This window comes from Allobosea sp. GW822-FHT03F07 (assembly GCF_058801345.1).
This window is the reverse complement of the sequence record NZ_JBXAND010000001.1, coordinates 890138-909045: the sequence shown is the minus strand read 5'-3', so window position 1 is coordinate 909045 and position 18908 is coordinate 890138. Positions and strand designations below refer to the sequence as shown.

The 18908-nt window shown below is 66.7% G+C and carries 16 protein-coding genes; 4 read left to right on the top strand and 12 right to left on the bottom strand.

The annotated features are described in order from the left end of the window. Positions 1-154: 154 nt before the first annotated feature. Positions 155-1459, bottom strand: a complete 1305-nt coding sequence (locus AC1RMY_RS04300; protein WP_492862711.1) for an ABC transporter substrate-binding protein — start codon at positions 1457-1459, stop codon at positions 155-157. A gap of 241 nt (positions 1460-1700) precedes the next feature. Here AC1RMY_RS04300 and AC1RMY_RS04295 point away from each other — a divergent pair, with 241 nt between their 5' ends. The 3 genes from AC1RMY_RS04295 to AC1RMY_RS04285 all read left to right on the top strand — a co-directional run bounded on the left by AC1RMY_RS04295 (position 1701) and on the right by AC1RMY_RS04285 (position 4959). Next, positions 1701-2831 (top strand): CaiB/BaiF CoA transferase family protein, encoded by a 1131-nt coding sequence (locus AC1RMY_RS04295; RefSeq protein ID WP_492862710.1) that lies wholly within the window; start codon positions 1701-1703, stop codon positions 2829-2831. A 25-nt stretch (positions 2832-2856) separates the two neighbouring features. After that, complete coding sequence (locus AC1RMY_RS04290; protein WP_492862709.1) at positions 2857-4014, top strand: acyl-CoA dehydrogenase family protein; 1158 nt, start codon at positions 2857-2859, stop codon at positions 4012-4014. Between the two features lie 108 nt (positions 4015-4122). Next, entirely contained in the window at positions 4123-4959 is an 837-nt protein-coding gene (locus tag AC1RMY_RS04285) for an HTD2 family dehydratase (protein WP_492862708.1), read from the top strand. A 19-nt stretch (positions 4960-4978) separates the two neighbouring features. Here AC1RMY_RS04285 and AC1RMY_RS04280 read toward each other — a convergent pair whose 3' ends face one another. Further along, on the bottom strand, positions 4979-5941 hold the full coding sequence (locus AC1RMY_RS04280; RefSeq protein WP_492862707.1) for a LysR family transcriptional regulator: 963 nt from the start codon (positions 5939-5941) through the stop codon (positions 4979-4981). 262 nt (positions 5942-6203) lie between these two features. Here AC1RMY_RS04280 and AC1RMY_RS04275 point away from each other — a divergent pair, with 262 nt between their 5' ends. Further along, positions 6204-7202 (top strand): MBL fold metallo-hydrolase, encoded by a 999-nt coding sequence (locus AC1RMY_RS04275; protein ID WP_492862706.1) that lies wholly within the window; start codon positions 6204-6206, stop codon positions 7200-7202. A 59-nt stretch (positions 7203-7261) separates the two neighbouring features. Here AC1RMY_RS04275 and AC1RMY_RS04270 read toward each other — a convergent pair whose 3' ends face one another. The 10 genes from AC1RMY_RS04270 to AC1RMY_RS04225 form a co-directional block, all read right to left on the bottom strand. After that, complete coding sequence (locus AC1RMY_RS04270) at positions 7262-8245, bottom strand: LysR family transcriptional regulator (protein ID WP_492862705.1); 984 nt, start codon at positions 8243-8245, stop codon at positions 7262-7264. A gap of 163 nt (positions 8246-8408) precedes the next feature. Next, the gene (locus AC1RMY_RS04265) at positions 8409-9302 is read right to left on the bottom strand and encodes an ABC transporter permease (protein ID WP_492862704.1); all 894 of its coding nucleotides are present in this window, start codon (positions 9300-9302) and stop codon (positions 8409-8411) included. Beyond that, positions 9302-10219: an ABC transporter permease gene (locus AC1RMY_RS04260; protein WP_492862703.1), complete on the bottom strand. Its 918-nt coding sequence runs from the start codon at positions 10217-10219 to the stop codon at positions 9302-9304. The genes AC1RMY_RS04265 and AC1RMY_RS04260 overlap by 1 nt, the downstream gene beginning before the upstream one ends. A gap of 179 nt (positions 10220-10398) precedes the next feature. Continuing rightward, positions 10399-11922: an ABC transporter substrate-binding protein gene (locus AC1RMY_RS04255; RefSeq protein WP_492862702.1), complete on the bottom strand. Its 1524-nt coding sequence runs from the start codon at positions 11920-11922 to the stop codon at positions 10399-10401. A 340-nt stretch (positions 11923-12262) separates the two neighbouring features. Further along, on the bottom strand, positions 12263-13264 hold the full coding sequence (locus AC1RMY_RS04250) for an ABC transporter ATP-binding protein (protein WP_492862701.1): 1002 nt from the start codon (positions 13262-13264) through the stop codon (positions 12263-12265). After that, positions 13251-14240 carry an ABC transporter ATP-binding protein gene (locus AC1RMY_RS04245; RefSeq protein WP_492862700.1) on the bottom strand — a complete coding sequence of 330 codons (990 nt, stop codon included), beginning with the start codon at positions 14238-14240 and terminating at the stop codon, positions 13251-13253. The genes AC1RMY_RS04250 and AC1RMY_RS04245 overlap by 14 nt, the downstream gene beginning before the upstream one ends. Further along, complete coding sequence (locus AC1RMY_RS04240) at positions 14237-15736, bottom strand: amidohydrolase family protein (RefSeq protein WP_492862699.1); 1500 nt, start codon at positions 15734-15736, stop codon at positions 14237-14239. Before AC1RMY_RS04240 ends, AC1RMY_RS04245 begins: the two co-directional genes overlap by 4 nt. After that, entirely contained in the window at positions 15733-16929 is a 1197-nt protein-coding gene (locus tag AC1RMY_RS04235; RefSeq protein WP_492862698.1) for an amidohydrolase family protein, read from the bottom strand. The genes AC1RMY_RS04240 and AC1RMY_RS04235 overlap by 4 nt, the downstream gene beginning before the upstream one ends. A 28-nt stretch (positions 16930-16957) precedes the next feature. After that, positions 16958-17899 carry an ABC transporter permease gene (locus AC1RMY_RS04230; protein WP_492862697.1) on the bottom strand — a complete coding sequence of 314 codons (942 nt, stop codon included), beginning with the start codon at positions 17897-17899 and terminating at the stop codon, positions 16958-16960. After that, the gene (locus AC1RMY_RS04225) at positions 17889-18881 is read right to left on the bottom strand and encodes an ABC transporter permease (protein WP_492862696.1); all 993 of its coding nucleotides are present in this window, start codon (positions 18879-18881) and stop codon (positions 17889-17891) included. The genes AC1RMY_RS04230 and AC1RMY_RS04225 overlap by 11 nt, the downstream gene beginning before the upstream one ends. Between the last annotated feature and the right edge of the window lie 27 nt (positions 18882-18908).

Sequence of the window (18908 nt, the reverse complement as noted above, 5' to 3'; positions counted from 1 at the left end):
CGGCTCGTTCTTCAGACTTCGATCAACGTCTCCGCGTCATCCCGGACGCAGCGAAGCGGAGATCCGGGATCCATCGTAGAGTTCGACGCCCTTCGATGGATCCCGGACCTGCGACTTGTCCGGGATGACGGTCGCGGATGCAGTTAGGGCAAAACTACTTCGAATAGTCGAAGGTCTCGATCGACTTGTCGTTGACCAGCTCCGGCTTCACCTTGGCGAACCAGTCGAGCGACTTCTCGCCGACCGGCGTCGTCACCAGCTTGCCGGGATATAGCGCCATCTTGTCGTAGACCGCGAAGGGGAATTCCGGCACGCGCTTGGTGGTGCCGAGCATCTGGTCTTCCAGCCCCTGATGATCGGAGCGGATCGTGATCGTACCGGTCAGCGACTTGAACTCCAGCCCCTCGAAGGCGGCGATGACCTGCTCCTTGGTCGGCCATTTGCCCCCATTCGCCGCACCGGCCTTCTCATAGGCCTTCACGAGGCCGGTCACGGCCTGGTTCATGTGGAAGGTCGGATAGATCGGATAGACCCCGGTCTTGTCCTTGTACTTCTTCACGAAGCTCTGCATCTCGGCTGTGTTCTTGTACTTCGGGTGCAAAAAATAATGGTCGCCGCGCGAGCCGACGATGACGCCCTCGGGCATGACGTTGCCCAGCCGCTCCATCGAGCTTTCCGCCAGCGGCAGCACGAAGGTCGACTGCTTCAGGAGCCCGCGAGCAGCCGCCTGCTGGACGAAAGTGTCGAGATCGCCGCCCCAGGAGGTCGAGATCACCACGTCCGGCCGCAGCGCCGAGAGGCGCGTGATTTCGGTCGAGAAATCGGGCGCGCCGAATTTCGGGAAGAGCTCGGCGACGATCTTGACGTCGGGCTTGAGCGCCTTGAGGCCAGCCTGCAGCAGCGCCCAGGATTCACGGCCCCAGGCATAGTCCTGGTTGACGACCGCGATCGTCTTGAAATCGGGCTTGGTCTTCATGAGGTAGAGCAGCGTCGCCATCATCTCGGCGCCGGCATGGCCCTGGGTGCGGACCGAATACTTCCACTTGCCTTCCTCGAAGATCGTCTGCGTGCCGCAATCCCACATCACGTTGACGACCTTGAGGTCCTCGGCGACGGGAGCGAGCGCGTTGCACGAGCCCGACGAGATCGCGCCGAACATCACCTGTGCACCCTGGTCCTGCACGACGCGGCGATATTCCGAGATGAGCTGGTTGGTGCCGGCGCCCTCGTCGACATAAACAGGCTTCACCGGAACACCAAGGATGCCACCCTTGGCGTTGACTTCCTCGAAGAACAGATCGGCCGCGTTCCTGCCGGGCACGCCAAAGACGGAGGCCGGCCCGGACAGGAAGGTTGCGATGCCCACGACCAGTTCCTTCGGCTTGTCCTGCGCCTGCGCCGGCAGCGCCAACAGCGCCCCCAATGCGAACGCGACCGCAGCGGATGCCTTCATTGCCATCATGCCTCTCCCTGAAATTCCTCTGGAGCGCGCTCTTGGGCGGCACGCTGCCTGGCGGCAGAGGGGTGCATGGGCGGCAGATCAGGACAAGTAGGATAAAACGATGAGGGCCATAGCGATTATCTATGGAGATCGCGGGGGCAGCGAGGATTTCGCTATGGGCCTCATCGCAAAACCCTATTTGACTTCGTTCCTTGTTCGACGCCCGTTCTGCCACGATTGCTGACGGAACGCAGGAACGATGACCGACGCCCTCGAGGGAATTCTGGTGGTTGCGCTCGAGCAGGCCGTGGCCGTCCCGACCGCGACCTGCAAGCTGGCCGATGCCGGCGCGCGGGTCATCAAGCTGGAACGGGCGGAAGGCGATTTCGCGCGCGGCTATGACGACTATGCGAAGGGCCTGTCCTCCTATTTCGTCTGGCTGAACCGGGGCAAGGAATCCTGCCGCGTCGATCTCAAGCAGGCCGACGACCGCGCCATGGTCGAGGCCATGCTGGGCAAGGCCGACATCTTCATTCAGAATCTCGCGCCGGGCGCCACGACGCGGCTCGGCCTCGGCGCCGCCGAACTGCGCGGGCGCTATCCCCGGCTGATCACCTGCGACGTCTCGGGCTATGCCCCGGGCACGCCTCACCACACCCGCAAGGCCTATGACCTGCTGGTTCAGGCGGAATCGGGACTTGCGGCGATCACCGGCACCGAAGCTTCGGGCCCGTCCCGCATCGGCGTCTCGATCGCCGACATCGCGACCGGCCAGGCCGCCTATGCCGCGATCCTGGAGGCGCTGCTCAGGCGGGCCAAGACCGGCTTGGGTTCGGCCATCCAGCTCTCGCTGTTCGACACGCTCGGCGACCTGATGAACGTGCCCTATCTGACGCGCCGCTATGGCGGCATCGAGCCGCCGCGGCTCGGCCTCGCCCATCCCTCGATCGCGCCTTACGGAGTCTTCGCCACGGCCGATGGCAGTCTCCTGATCTCGATCCAGAGCGAGCGCGAATGGCAGATCCTGGCCCGCGAAGTGCTCGGCAGCGCCGCGCTGGCCGAGGATCCGCGCTTCGCGACCAATGTGCTGCGGGTGCGCCAGCGCGAGGCTGTGGATGCCCAGGTGCAGACCCTGCTCGCGACGCGGCCCTTCGCCGAGGTCGCAGCCGCGCTCGACCGCTACGCGATCGCCTATGGCACGGTCTCCAGCGTCGGCGATCTCATAACGCACCCGGCCGCGACGGCGCTCGCTGTCGAGACGCCCTCCGGCCTGGTCGAGGTCCTTGCCCCGCCGGCCATCGTCGACGGTGAGCGCGTGCGGATGAGGCCCATACCGGCGCTCGGCCAACACGACGAGACAATCAGGGCCGAGTTCGGTGCCGATCGCTGAAACGATAGAGCGACAGACAAGACCCATGCAGCAAGCTTCAGACCATGCCGACATCCGCGACGCTGTCGCACGCCTCTGCGCCGGCTTCCCCGGCGCGTACTGGCGCAAACTCGACCGCGAGATGGCCTATCCGACGGAGTTCGTCGCGGCCCTCACCGAAAGCGGCTTCCTCTCGGCCCTGATCCCTGAAATCTATGGCGGCGCCGGCCTGTCGCTCTCCGCAGCCGCCGTCATCATGGAGGAAATCCAGCGCCAAGGCTGCAATGGCGCGGCCTGCCACGCGCAGATGTATGTCATGGGCACCGTACTGCGCCACGGCTCGCAAGCGCAGAAGCAGGCCTGGCTTCCCCGCATCGCCTCGGGCGAACTGCGCCTGCAGGCCTTCGGTGTCACCGAACCGACCAGCGGCACCGACACAACGAGCCTGCGCACCACCGCAAGGCGCGAGGGCGACCATTACATCGTGAACGGCCAGAAGATCTGGACGAGCCGCGCCGCGCAGTCCGACCTGATGCTGTTGCTCGCTCGCACCACCCCGCGCAACCAGGTCGCCAAGCGCACGGATGGGCTTTCGGTCTTCATCCTCGACATGCGCGAGGCGTTGCAGGCCGGGCTGACCATCCGGCCGATCCGCACGATGATGAACCACGCCACCACCGAGGTCTTCTTCGACAATGTGAAGGTGCCAGCCGAGAACCTCGTTGGCGAGGAGGGCAAGGGCTTCCGCTACATCCTCTCGGGCATGAACGCCGAGCGCATCCTGATCGCGGCCGAATGTGTCGGCGACGCGAAATGGTTCATCGAGAAGGCATCGGCCTACGCCAAGGAGCGCCATGTCTTCGGCCGGCCGATCGGCCAGAACCAGGGCATCCAGTTCCCGATCGCCAAGGCCTACGCCAATATGCGCGCGGCCGAATTGATGGTGCGCGAGGCGATCCGACTCTACGAGGCCGGCGAGAACCCGGGCGCGGAAGCCAACATGGCCAAGATGCTGGCGGCCGACGCTTCTTTCGAGGCGGCCAATACCTGTATCCAGACCCATGGCGGCTTCGGCTTTGCCGAGGAATACGATGTCGAGCGCAAGTTCCGCGAGACGCGGCTCTATCAGGTGGCGCCGATCTCGACCAACCTGATCCTGTCCTATCTGGCCGAGCATGTGCTGGGCATGCCGAGATCATATTGAATGAAGAGCGTCATGCTCGGACTTGCCCCGAGCATCTCCTGCAAGAGATTCTCGGGTCTGCGCTACGCTTCGCCCGAGAATGACGGTGAGCTGTCGCAAGGATATCGAATGGACATCGACCACCTCCGCGCCTGGATCGGCAGAACCGAGGAAGCCTCCGACCTCGTCACGCCACGCCTGATCGCGAGCTATGTCGCGACCTTCTCCCCCCATCTCGCCCCCTGCCCTGGAGGCGATGCGCCGCTCGCTTTGCACTGGTGCCTCGCACCGCCGATCGCCCCGATGAGCGCGCTCGGCGCGGACGGCCATCCGGCCAAGGGGGACTTCCTGCCGCCGGTTCCGCTGCCGCGCCGGATGTGGGCGGGCGGGTCGATCGAGACGCTGGCGCCGCTGCGCGAGGGCGATCTCGTCACGCGCCGCTCGCGCATCGGCGACGTCACGGCAAAGGACGGCCGCACCGGCCAGCTCTGCTTCGTCGCCGTCGACCACGAGATCTCGACCCCGCGCGGGCTCAGCCTTCGCGAGCGCCACAACATCGTCTATCGCGAGGCTTCGAGCGCTCCAGCCACCGCGCCTGCGCCGGGCGAGCCGCAGGCGGCGGATCTGGAGTGGGAGATCGAGGCCGGGCCGGTTCTGCTGTTTCGCTACTCGGCGCTGACCTTCAATGGCCACCGCATCCATTACGACCTGCCCTATGCGACGCAGGAGGAAGGCTATCCAGGCCTGATCGTCCATGGCCCGATCCAGGCGACGCTGATGCTCAACATCGCGGCGACGCTGGCCAGGCGTTCGACGCTGAAGCTGGACTATCGCGGCGTCAGCCCGCTGATCGCGGGCGCGGCCTTCAGTGTGAAGGCTCGTCGGCGGGATGACGGCACGATCCGGACCTGGACCGAAGGCGTCGACGGACGCCTGCGGATGGAAGGAACGGCGCAGGCGGGCTGAGTGATGCCATCCCGAGCCCCTAACCGTAGAGCTGCGGCGGCCCGCCATCCTCGCCGAGCGTCGCGGTCCAGGTCTCGTCGCTGACGAGCCCCCGCAGGATCTCCCAGGAGAGCTGGCCGATCGCACGCGCTGCAGCCGGCATCGGGCGCTCCGTCGAATAGGCCAGATAAACCTTGCGGTAGAGCGAGGGGCGGGCGATCGGCCAGGTCTGGAAGACCCCGGCCTTCTCCTGCGCCGCGACGGCCATGCGCGGCAGGATGCTGTAGCCGAAGCCCTGCTCCACCAGCCGCTTGATCTGGCTGTAGGATTCGATCTCGATCGCCGGCTGGATCGTCGCCCCGGCCTGCCCGGCCGCCTCGTCGATCTGGTCGCGCAGGCCGTGCCCTAGCCCGGGCAGGATCAGGTCGAGCGCCGCGGCGTCGGCCATCGCGACCGTCTCGCCCGGCACCGCGGGCTGGCCGGCGGCTCCTGTCGCCGCGAACAGGCAGAGCTCCTCGGTCAGGACATGGTGGATGCCCAGCCCCTTCGGATCGGAGGTCGAGTAGATCATGGCGAGGTCGACCTCACCGCGCCGCAGCCAGTCCAGCACGAAGCCGCTCATCGCCTCGGCGATCCGGATGCGGATCGCCGGGTAACGCTCGCGCGCCGCCTGGATCAGCGGCACGCTGAACTGCTCGCTGACCGTGCCGGGCAGGCCAATGCGGACTTCGCCGCCGGGCAGTTCCGCCTCGCCTCGCACCTGCTCGGGCAAGGCCGCGAACTCCGCGAGGATGATCCGGGCCCGAGCCAGCAGCCGCTCGCCCGCCTCGGTCGGCAAGACGCCGCGCGTGCCGCGATGCAGCAGCGGGACGCCGAGTTCGTCCTCCATATGGCGCAGATGCTGGCTCAGGGCCGGCTGCGCCACGCGCAGTTTCGTCGCCGCCTTCGAGAAGGAGCCCTGCTCGACAATGGCCGCAAAATAGCGGAGCTGGCGTAGATCCATCGCCGTTTTCGTCTCGCAATGACCGTGCGGAGTGTCACTCGCCTCAATAGCCGTGCGCTGCCGCAATGACTAGGCCGCGCCTACCCTGTCCTAGCGGCAGCTTTGCGTTATGGCCGCTAGAGCGAACCGATATTGGTCCGGGCTTTAGCGCCAGTGCATCGTCCTGAACGGGCGGATCGCAACCCGGTCGGGCTTCCGCACGCCAACCGACAACATGCCGGCGGCCAACGCCGGAATCCCACAGCACATAGGAGGAAATGCGATGTCGAATGACCAGTTCCGACTGCCATCCGCCAGCCGCCGCGGGTTCCTGGGCTCGGCGGCGGCCCTTGTGGCCGGGGCAGCCTTGCCGCTCGGCGCGCCGGCGCTGGCGAAGGCGCCGATGCTGAAGACCCAACCGGCCTATTTCTACCGCTTCATGCTCGGTTCGGCCGAGGTCACCGTCGTCTCGGACGGGCCGCTGCCGCTGGGCGATCCCGGCTCCAGCTTCCTCGGAGTGCCCAAGGAGAAGGTCTACAGCCTGCTCGAGACCAGCTTCCTGCCCAAGGACAACGTCGTCCTCGAACAGAACATCCCGATCGTGAATTTCGGCGACAGGCTGGTGATGTTCGACACCGGCATGGGCTTCTCGAAGATGTTTGGCCCGACCACCGGCCGCCTGATGAAGAGCCTGGAGGAGGCCGGCATCAAGCCCGGCGACATCGACGACATCGTCTGCAGCCACGCCCATATCGACCATATCGGCGGCATCTGCACGGCCGACGGCAAGGCGCTCTTCCCGAATGCCCGCATCCATATCAGCCAGCTCGATTTCGACTTCTGGACGGATGAAGGCAAGCTCGGCTCGCCGCTGAAGGCCTTCGTCGAGCATGCGCGGGCGAACCTGATGCCCGTGCGCGACCGCATCGTCTTCTTCAAGGACCAGCAGGAATTCCTGCCCGGCGTGCAGGCGATCGCCGCACCCGGTCACACCGTCGGCCACCACATCTTCAAGGTCGCTTCCGGGGCCAAGTCCTTCGCCTTCCTCGGCGACCTCACGCACCATGCCGTTCTGCTGACCGAAAATCCCCGCCTCGAATTCGCCTACGACAGTGACCCGAAGCAGGCGGTGCAGTCGCGCGTCAAACTGCTGACGATCCTGGCCGAGGAGAAGACGCCGGTGATGTCCTACCATTTCGCCTGGCCCGGCTTCGGCAATCTCGCCAAGGCCGGCGACGGCTTCCGCTACTTCCCGGCGCCCATGCAGATGCTGCCGGGCTGACGGCGAGCCGCACACAGCAGCGGAGCGTGCCGGCAATCCCGGCATGCTCCGGTTTCGCGTCAGGCGGCCGGATAGGCGGCGTCGGACAGATAACCCTCGAAGGCGGGCGCGGAGCCCGTCTCATCCAGCTCGATCTCGGCTTCGAGCAGGCGCTGGAAGGCGATCTCCGCAGCGCTCATCTCCATGGTCGGGCTGCTGACGAGATAGAGATCGGCGCCGATATCGTGCCCGGCGCCGGACAGGTTCCACAGCGTGCCGGCATCCAACGCGTCCTGCACCGACGCCAGCGGCAGAATTCCGATGCCGAGGCCGGCCGCGATCATTCGAGCGACTTCTTCCAGGTTTGGGCTCGATCCGACCGTGCGATTGCCGAGGCCCGCCCCCTCGCGCAGCGCCACCATCGGCTCCAGCGCCCCGTCCTGTCCGCAGGCCAGTGCGACGAAGGGCTCCTCCGCCAGATCATGCAGCGGCACGTCGCGGCGGCCATGCAGGGGATGGTCGCGCCCGCACAGGATGCCGAATTCCTCGCGCAGCAGGCGCCGGCAGGCGAGACCGGCGAGCGGGTTCGGCAACAGGCAGATCCCGAACGGGCTGAGTTTCTGCGACACCGAGCGCACGATGTCATGGCTGTTGGCGACGTCGATGCGGACGGTGACCGAAGGGTGCTTGCGGTTCAGCCGGGCGAGCGCCCGGTCGAAGGCCGGCAGGACGACATGGGTGACGACCTGGATGCGCACCAGCCCGGTCAGTTCGTCATGCTCCTCGGAGAGCTTGTCGCCGATCCGCGCGACGCTGCGATAGATGTCGACGCATTCCTTGTAGAGCAGCTCGCCGCGCTTGGTCAGGACGAAGCGACGGCTGTCGCGCTGCACGAGTTGGCCGCCGAGCGTCTCCTCAAGCCGCTGGAGCGCGGCACTGACCGAAGGCTGGCGAACCAAAAGGCGATCGGCCGCGCGCGTGATGCTGCGCTCCTCGACGATCACCAGGAACGTGTGCAGGAGGTTCCAGTTCAGGTGATGCAGTTTCGGGCGCTTCGCCGTCACGGACCCTCTCCCCGGCTGCGCGCCGGCCTCCTCTCGCGGAGCCCCCTTGTCGCCCCCGCGGAACGGAATCGCAAGCCAGCCTCCGCCGCGCCGCGATGGCGCGCGCGCAGGCGCAGCATCCGGCATGCAGGGCGCGTGCCGCTGGTCCTCCGATGGATCGGGATCAGGCGCGCGTGGCATCGAGCGCATCGCGCACGCCGTCGCCGAGCAGGTTGACCGCCAGGATCAGCAGGCAGAGCGCCGAGCCCGGCAGGGCAATCAGCCAGGCATCGAACAGGATCTGCTCGCGTCCTTCCGCGATCATCAGCCCCCAGGACGGCGTCGGCGGGCGGGCGCCGAGGCCGAGGAAGGACAGGGCCGCCTCGAGCAGGATCACATTGGCGACTTCCAGCGTCGCCACCACGATCAGCGTGTTCTGCAGGTTCGGCAGGATGCTCCGCAGCATCAGGAAGAGAGGCGAGGCGCCGAAGGAGCGCGTCGCCTGCACGAATTCGCGGGTGGCCAGCCCCTGTGTCGCCGCACGGACCACGACGGCGAAACGATCCCACAGCAGCAGGCTGAGCACGATGGCGAGCGTCTGAAGCGAGGCGCCGCCGAGTGCGACCGCGGCCAGTGCGACCAGCACGATCGGCAGCGACAGCCGCGTCGTGATGATGAAGCTGATCGCCATGTCGGTGCGGCCGCCGAAATAGCCGGCGAGCAGGCCGAGCATCGTGCCGATCGCTCCGGCGCAGAGCGTGACGCCGAGCCCGATGCCGAGCGAGACACGGGCACCGTAGATCAGCCGGGAGAGATAGTCGCGCCCGAGATGGTCGGTGCCGAGCCAATGCGCGGGATTGGTCCCGGCCTGCCAGAATGGCGGCAGCAGGCGCTTCGTCAGGTCCTGCGCTATCGGGTCGTGTGGAGCGAGCCAGGGCGCCAGCAGCGCGACCAGGGAGAGCAGCACGAGCAGGCCGCCGCCGACGAGGATGCCGGTCTCGCGCCGGACCCGGCGCCAGAGCCGGCGGCGCTGCAGGACATGGGGCAAGGCTGGTGAATCTCGGTCGAGCACCGTCATCAGGCGCTCCTCAGCCGTGGGTCGAGCCAGGCATTGATCAGGTCGGCGGCGGTGGTCAGCGTCACATAGACCAGCGAGAGGATCAGGATGATCGCCTGGACCACCGGTAGGTCGCTGCGCAGCAGCGATTCCCAGGCGAGGCGGCCGAGCCCGTTGATCGCGAAGACGCTCTCGATCACGATCGAACCCGAGAGCATCAGGCCGAACTGCACGGCGGCGAGCGAGACCAACGGCAGCACGGCATTGCGCAGCGCATGGACCAGCAGGATGCGCGTCTGCGCCGCCCCCTTGGCGCGGGCGGTGCGGATATAGTCTGCGCCGAGCACCTCGATCATGCCCGCTCGCGTCAGCCGCATCAGCGCCGGCATCGCATAGTAGCTCAGCACGATGACGGGCAGGATGAAGCCCTGCCAGCTTTCCGTGCCCGAGATCGGGACTATGCCCCACCAGACGCCGAAGACGACGATCAGGATCAGCCCGAGCCAGAAGCTCGGGATCGCCTGCCCGGTCACAGCCAGCAACAGCGCGAACCGATCGATCCAGCCGCCTGGCTTCAGCGAAGCGAGGATGCCGAGCGGCACCGCGATCAGCATCGCCAGCACGAAGGCCGCGCTGCCCAGCACCAGCGTCACCGGCAGCCGCTCGCCGATGATCGCGGAGACAGGCAGGTTGAAATAGATGCTCGTGCCGAAATCGCCGGTCAGCGCCCGCCCCAGCCAGGTAACGAACTGGACGATGAAAGGCCGGTCGAGCCCATAGGCCTGCCGGATCAGCTCGACATCGTGCGCGCGCCCCGCCTGGCCGGCGAGCACGACGGCGGGGTCGCCCGCCACGAACATCAAGCCGAAGGCGATGCCGGAGACCGCGAGCGCGACGAGCGCTGCGACGATCAGGCGGCGGGTGAGGAAGGGCAGCATGGCGTCTTTCGTCCAGAGGCTGATTGCGAACGCGGTGGCGTTCCAACCGCTCCGTCATTCCGGGCGGAGCGAAGCGGAGGCCCGGAATCCATCGTAGAGCGGTGAACCCTACGATGGATTCCGGATCGGCGCGGCTTCGCCGCTTGTCCGGAATGACGATGCTCGACGAGGTGCGAAGCCTACTTCCAGCTCGACAGCCACCAGCGGGCGAACTCGTCCGGATGCGGCTTGAACACCAGCGACTGCGAAAGGCCGTAGTTGATGTTAAAGTCGTACATCGGCAGCCAATAGGCCTGATCGGCGATCTTCTTCAGCGCCTTGGCATAGTTATCCTGCCGCAGCGCCCGGTCCTGCGCCTGGTCGGCAGCGGTGACGAGATCGATGACCTCCTTGTCCTGCACCATGTCGTCGGCGCCGCCGCCGAAGAAGTTCGAGATGATGAAGGCGACGTCGCCGGTGCCGTAGCTGCCCCAGTTGGTGAAGAACGCCGGCAGTTCGCCCGCCCGCCATTTCTGCACGCCGGCGGCGTATTGCTGCTCGTTCAGCGTGACGCGGATGCCGGCCTTGCCGAGGTCCGACGCCACCGCTTCCGCAACCGGGCGCGGCATCGCGGCGAAGACCATCTCGATGTCGATGCCGTTCGCGAAACCGGCCTCGGCGAGCAGTGCCTTGGCCTTGGCGGGATCGTAGGTGTATTTCACGACGTCCTGCGCGCAGCCGAACTGCTTGGGATTGCAGGCCGCGTTCAGCACCTGCGAGGCGCCGCCGGCGAAGGCCTTGACGATGGCCTCGCGGTTGACCGCGTGGTTGATCGCGCGGCGCACCAGCACGTTCTTGGTCGGGTGCTCCTTGCCCTTGCCCGTCACGGTCATGCCGACATAGGAAATGCGCATGATCGGCCCGTTGACGATCTGCACGCGGCTGGCGAGCCGGGCTGCCTGATCGGGCGGAATGCGCCAGGTCCAGTCGAGCTTGTCGGCCATCAGCTCGGCAAACTGCGTGTTCAGCTCGGGGATGGTGCGGACTACGATCTTGCCGATGGCAGGCTTGCCCTTGGGGCTGCCGGCATAATGGCCGTCGAAGCGCTCGAAGGCATAGCGGATGCCCGGCGTCATCTCGGTGAGCTTGTAGGGGCCGGTGCCGACGGGCTTCGCCGCCATGCCGGACGAGCCACCCTCCTTGAAATAGGCGGCGGGATAGATCGGCAGCGCGTCGGCCAGCATCTCGATGGCGCCGGCGAAGGGCTTGGCCAGCTTGATCCGGACCTTGTAGTCCGAGACCTTCTCGACCTTCTCGATCCAGTCCACCGAGATCCGGAAGCGCGTGCCGTAGTTCGGGTCGAGCACGGTGTTGAGGGTGTAGACGACGTCGTCGGCGCTGAACTTCGCGCCGTTATGGAATGTCACGCCCTCGCGAAGGTCGAACTCCATCGTCATCGGATCAATGAGCCGCCAGGCCGAGGCCAGCGCCGGCTTGATCTCGCCGGTGTCGAGATCCTTGTAGAGCAGCCCGTCATAGATGTGTCGGGCCAGGATCAGCCCCTCGCGCCCGGCGATCTTGTAGGTGTCGAGCGCCTCGGGCTCGAGCGCGAAGGCGACGTTCAGCGTGTCGTCGGCCTTGCCCGCAAGGGCCGGCTGCGCCGCCATCCCCATGAGCGTCAAGGCGACGCCGCCCAGAAGCGATGCAATTGCGAAACGTGCCATCGATCAGATCCCCTGTTTTATGGTCGTCGAGCCCGCCCGCCGCGCATCCTGCTTTGCAAATCTGCGCGATCGGTCGCCTGTCGCTATCGCGTGGATGACGACGCGGGCTGTCTGCCTCGACCATAAGTCGGCCGGCGACCGACGGCCTAATAGACAGTTCCTATGCGACGAATAGGAGCCGTCTTCGGAGAGGGCCGCTCCGATAGCGTTTTGAATCCCTAAGAGCCCTCATCCTGAGGAGCGATCGAAGATCGCGTCTCGAAGGATGCTTCAGGAGGCATCCTTCGAGACGCCGCTTTGCGGCTCCTCAGGATGAGGGCTTGAGTGTCCCCAACGACTCTCAGGCCAGATGGCAGGCGACGAACTCGCCGCCGATCGGCCGCAGCGCCGGCGCCTCGGCACGGCAGGTCTCGATCGCATTCGGGCAACGCGGATGGAAGGCGCAACCCGGCGGCGGCGCGATCGGGCTCGGCACCTCGCCCGACATCGGCTGGCGGTCGCGGTTCGGCCGCTCGACATCGGGGATCGTATCGAGGAGGAGCCGCGTATAGGGGTGCCTCGCTCGGGCAAAGACCTCCTCGGCCGAGCCGGTCTCGACGAAGCGGCCGAGATACATGATCGCGAGCTGGTCCGACATGTGCCGGACGACCGAGAGGTTGTGGCTGATGAAGAGATAGGTCAGCCCGAGTTCCTTCTGCAGCCTGACCATCAGGTTCAGCACCTGCGCCTGCACGGAAACGTCGAGCGCCGAGGTCGGCTCGTCGCAGACGAGGAAATCGGCCTCGGTGGCGAGCGCGCGCGCGATCGAGATGCGCTGGCGCTGGCCGCCGGAGAAGGCGTGCGGATAGCGCTGCGCATCGGCCCGCGACAGGCCGACGATTTCCAGCAGGTCGCCGACCCGCGCCTGCGTCGAGGCAGCATCGGGGCGAAGCTTCAGCTCGCGGATGGGTTCGGCGATGATGTCTCCGACGCGCCAGCGCGGATTGAGGCTGGCATAGGGGTCCTGGAAGATCATCTGCACGCGCGGCGGGCCGATCGTGCCGTCGCTCCGGCGGATGTCGTGGAAGCGCAGCGACCCTTCCGTCGGTCGCTGCAGCCCGACGACCATGCGCGCCAGCGTCGATTTCCCGCAGCCGGACTCGCCGACGATGCTGAAGGTCGTGCCACGCTCGACCGTGAAGGAGACATCCTCGACCGCCCGGAGGATGCGGCGCGGCTGGCGCGACAGCAGGCGGGTCAGAGCCGGCGCCGAGACGTCGAAGCGGCAGGAGGCGGCGGAAACGGTCAGGATCGGTTCGGCCGTCGCGACCACACCCTTGCCGAGGCCCTCATCCGGACGCATGCGCGGCCTCCATCAGGGGGAAATGGCAGGCTGCGGCGTGAGCGCCTTGCGGCAGGCCGGGCTTGTGCTCGCGGCAGAAGGGCTGGACCCGCCCGCAGCGCGGGTTGAAGGCGCAGCCTGCCGGGATCGCATTGAGGCGCGGCATTGCGCCGTCGATCTGGTTCAGCTCGGCATGACGGACATGGACGCTCGGGATCGAGGCCATCAGCCCGGCCGTATAAGGATGGCGCGGCCGTCGCGCCACCTCCTCGACCGGCCCGATCTCGACGACACGCCCGGCATACATCACGGCGACGCGGTCGGCGGTCTCGGCGATGACGCCCATATCGTGCGTGACCAGCATGATCGCGGTGCCGTGCTCGCGGCAGAGCCGTTTCAGCAGCGTCGTGATTTGCGCCTGGATCGAGACGTCGAGCGCCGTCGTCGGCTCGTCGGCGATGATCAGCTGCGGCTCGGCGCAGAGCGCGAGCGCGATCACCACGCGCTGGCGCATGCCACCGGAGAACTGGTGCGGATACTGGTCGATCCGCGTCTCTGCGGCGGGGATGCCGACTTGCCTGAGCAGGGCCAGCGCCCGCGCCCGCGCCTCGGCGGCGGAAACCGGCAAATGTGTCGTGATGGTCTCGACCAATTGTTCGCCGACCGTCAGCAGCGGATGCAGCGAGGTCAGCGGATCCTGGAAGATCGCCCCGATCCGGCGCCCGCGCAGGCGGCGCATCTGTTCCGGCGGCAGGTTGTCGATGCGCTGGCCATCGAGCCGGATCTCGCCGCCGCTGATCCGGCCGGGCGGGTCGAGCAGGCCGACGACGGCCGTGCCGGTCAGCGACTTGCCGGCACCCGATTCCCCGACGACGCCGAGGATTTCCCCCGGCGCTATGTCGAAGGAGACGCCGTCCAGCGCCGTCAGCGGGCCGTGGCGGCCGTCGAAGACGATGCGCAGGTCGCGCACGGAAAGCAGCGGCGCGGTCCCGTTCATGCCCCTGCCCTCTCGACCGGGTAGCTCGACGAGAAGATCGCCTCTGCCGGCGGATGGCCGAGCGTCCGTTCCGGATAGCGCGCCATCACGCCCTCGAACTGCTTCTGGGCACGGGCATTGTCGGCGGCTTCGTCGACGCCGCGGATGACACGCCCCTGCATCACGAAGCGGCCATCGATGACGACGGTCGAGAAATCGCGGCCATGGCCGGCGAGCAGCATGGTCTGGATCGGGTCGATCACCTGGCCGAGATGCGGGCGGTCGAGATCGAACACCGTGATGTCCGCCCGCGCCCCCGGCTGCAAGCGGCCGAGATCGGGCCGCCCCAGCGCATCGGCCCCTCCCACCGTGGCGGCATCGTAGTAGTCCTCCGAGCGAACCGCGCCGGCGCTGCCGGCCATGGTCCGGGCGAGGATCATCCCGACCTGCAGATTCATGATCATGTCCGGCGGGCTGGTATCGGTCCCCATGCCGATCTTCAGTCCCATCTCGCGATAGCGGCCGAAATGATCGATCGCATTGCCGTGCCGCCCCGAGACCAACGGGCAATGCACGATCGCCGCACCCGCATCGCGGATGATCTCAAGGTCGCGCCCAGGGCGATCGACAAGGCGACTACCGGAGACGACCGTGCCATGCGGCAGCAGGCAGCGCTCGCTCAGGAAGCCGAGGCTCGCCAGCCATTCCGGCGGACTCATGCCGTGCTGGGCGAGGACGAGGTCGTATTCGATCTTGGACTGGCAGCAATGCAGCCGCACGGGGATGTCGAGCTCGCGAACCGCCGCCGCCGTCCGCCGCAGCAGCTCGGAAGTCGCGGTTTCGATCCGGTCGGGCGCGAACATGCCTCGGATCAACCCACCCGCCGCACCATTATGGCGCCGCGCGAAATCGATCGCCGCATCGAGTTCCGCGAGCCCGCGCGCCTCGTCGTAATGGGTGACGATGCGCCCGTCCGCCTCGACCAGCTGGTTGCCGGTGCGATAGGCAGGGCCGAGATAGGCGCGCATGCCCAGTTCGGCCGCCGCCGCCGCCGCATCCTCGAACTCCTGCACCGTTTCGCCCCAGGCGCGGTAGAACAGCGAGGCGATCGGCAATGCGGTGGTGATGCCGTTGCGGATCAGCGTCGCGAAGGCGTGCTTCTTCTGGAAGGCCAGCTCCTCGCGCGAGTACATCTCGTACGGACCGGCCTCGAGATAGGAGCGCGGCCAGACCCGGCCCTTTTTCCAGGCCGGCTGGTTGTCATAGGCCAGGACGGTCGTATCGAGGTCAGAGAGCGCGTCGAGATCGACGAAGCCCGGCCCGATCAAGGCGTTGCCATAGTCGATCCGGCTCGCCACCTCACCGGGAAAACCGTGGCCGACGAAGATCACCGCCCCGTCCTCGAAGACGATCTCGCCATTCTCGTAGAGGCGATGACGCCCTTGCGCATGGCCGACGAGCCAGCGCGCCGTCAGCAGGATGCGCCCCTCGGGACGTTTGGCCGGCTGCAGGCTCATGGAGCCGTCCTGATCGAGACGCCGTCGCGGGCGACGACCTTGCCGCGCTTCACGACGCGGCGCTTGGGCGAACGCGTGACAATCGCCTCCGCCAACGTCTCGCCGGGCAGGATCACGAGGTCGGCGGTGTCGCCCTCACTGACGCCATAGCCGGCGATCTCCATGACCTTCGCGCCTTCCGTGGTGCAGACATCGAGCGCCAGCCTCAACTCGTCGTCACGGCGCAGATTGTTACGCAAGCCGACGAACATCGCCCGCTCCAGCATATCGGCATTGCCATAGGGGCCCCAGGTGTCGCGGATGCCGTCATTGCCAGAGCAGACGCGCACGCCGGCCGCGAGCAGCTTCTTCACCGGGGGGGCCGGGCGGCTCGCCGGTCCCGTCGTCATGATCGCGATGTCGAGTTCCGCGAGCTGCTCGATCAGCGGATCGACCAGCGCCGGATCGGCTCCGAGGCAAAAGGCATGGCTGATCGTGACCTTGCCTTTCATGCCAAACGCGCGGGTCCGCTCGCAGATCAGCTCCGACGAGAAGATGCCCATCTCGCCTGGCTCGTGCAGATGGATGTCGAGCGGCTTGCCATAGCGCTGGCAGAGATCGAAGACCGCATCGAGATGTCCCTTCGGATCGCGGTCGATGGCGCAGGGATCGAGCCCGCCGACGATCTCGCAGCCGGCCTTCATCGCCTGATCCATCAGCTCCAGCGTGCCCGGCCGGCGCAGCAGCCCCGATTGCGGGAAGGCGACGAGTTCGATGTCGATGATGTCGCGATAGCCGTCGCGCGTCGCCATGACGCCCTCGACGCCCCAGAGCCCGTGCTCGGTATCGACATCGACATGGCTGCGGATATGGGTCGAGCCCATCAGCGAGGACTGGATCGACTGCCGGGCCGACTGGCGCGCCGGGTCGATGTTCAGCCGCTTTTTGTTCTCGCGCTCGTTGTCGATCTTGTCGAGCAGCTTGGGGCCGACTTCATTCTTGTACCAGGGCAGGCCCCACAGGCTCTTGTCGAGATGGGTATGAGCCTCGACGAGGCCGGGAATGACGATCTCAGCCCTGCCATCTTCGACCGCGGCACCCGCCGGCGCCTCGATGCCCGCGGCGATGCGCGTGATCTTGCCGTTCTCGATCAGCATGTCGACGGCAGGACCGGCATAGGGGCGGACATTGCGCAGCAGCAGGGAGGCGGTCATCGCAGGCGTTTCCTCTTGGTTTTTCTTGTCAGCGGAGTTTCGGGTTCAGCGCATCGCGCAGCCAGTCGCCGAGCAGGTTCACGCTCAGAACAATCAGCCCCAGTTGCAGCGACGGAAACACGACCAGCCACCAGGAGCCCGAGAACAGATACTGGTTGCCGATGCGGATAAGGGTGCCGAGCGAAGGCTGGGTGATCGGCATGCCGACGCCGAGGAACGACAGCGTCGCTTCCGACAGGATGGCCAGCCCCAGATTGAGCGTGGCGGCCACCATCACCGGCGTCAGCGTGTTCGGCAGGATGTGGCGCGCCATGATCCTGACCGCCGGCACCTTGATGATGCGCGCCGCCAGCACATACTCCTTGCGCCGCTCGACCATGGTCGAGGCACGGACGGTGCGGGCATACTGCACCCAGTTGGTCAGCGAGATCGACATCACCAGCACGACGGCGGCGAAAGGCTCGCGCAGGGCCGGTGGCAGCAATTCGCGGAAGATCGCCGAGACCAGGATCGCCATCAGCAGCGTCGGGATCGACAGCACGGTGTCGCCGAGCCGCATCAGCAGATTGTCGATGCGCCCGCCATGGAAACCCGCGATCAGCCCGATCGTCACGCCGAGCGTCATCGAGACCAGCACCGCCGCGAAGCCGATGACCAGCGAGACCCGCGTGCCGTAGAGGATCGCCGAGAGCACGTCGCGGCCCTGCGGGTCGGTGCCGAGCAGGAAGGGCCATTCGCCATCCGCCGACCAGATCGGCGGGATCTCTGCCTTGTCGATGAAGATCTGCGAGAGGTCATGCGGGTTCTGCGGCGCGATCAGCGGGCAGAACAACGCGCTCAGGATCAGGAGCGCCAGCACCAGCGCCGAGAGCCACGCGGCTGGCGTCCGGCGAAAGCTCCAGCCGATGTCACTGTCGAGGAAGCGGGCGAGCCGTGACGGCTTCCGGGCTGTCTCCTTTTCAGCGAGCATTCGCGGCTCCCGACAATGCGTCCTCGCGCAGGCGTGGATCGACATAGGCGTAGGTCAGGTCGACCAGCGTGTTGAGCGAAACGAAGATGAAGGAGACCACGATCAGATAGGCCGCCATCACCGGGATATCGACGAAGGTCACCGCCTGCACGAAGAGCAGCCCCATCCCCGGCCACTGGAACACCGTCTCGGTAACCAGCGCGAAGGCGATCAGATTGCCGATCTGCAGGCCGGTGACGGTAATGACCGGCATCAGGCAGTTGCGCAGCGCGTGTCGGAAATTGACGGCCCGCGCGGTCAGCCCCCGCGCCCGGGCGAAGCGGATGAAGTCGGTCCGCATCGTCTCCAGCATTTCGGCTCGCACCAGCCGCATCACCAGCGTGATCTGGAACAGCGAGAGCGTGACGCCCGGCAGGATCAGCGCCTTGCGGCCCGAAGCCGTCAACAACCCCGTGCTCCACCAGCCGATCTGCACCGTATCGCCACGCCCGAAGGCCGGCAGCCATTGCAGCGTTACCGAGAACACCAGGATGAACAGGATGCCGAGCGCGAAACTCGGCAGCGACACCCCGAGCACCGAGATGAACTGCAGCGCCTTGGCGAGCAGGCTGTTGCGCCGGATCGCGGTATAGACGCCCAGCGGAATGCCGATGGCCAGCGACAGGAAGGTCGCGACCAGCACCAGTTCGAAGGTCGCCGGGAAACGCTCCGCGATCAGGGTGAACACCTCCTGCTGGTTGCGATAGGAGATGCCGAAATCGCCGCGCAGCGCATTGCCGACGAAGGTCGCGAACTGGATCAGGAAGCCCTTGTCGAGACCGAGCCTTGCGCGCAGCGCGTCGCGCTGGGCCTGGCTCGCCTGCTCGTTCAGCATCAGCTCGACCGGATCGCCGACGAATCGGAAGATCAAGAAGGCGATGAACGCCACCGCGAGCATCACGCCGGCCGCGTTCAGCAATCGCTTGAGGAGGAAGGCCGGCATGGGGGGCTCCGTCTGGAGGGGCGGACT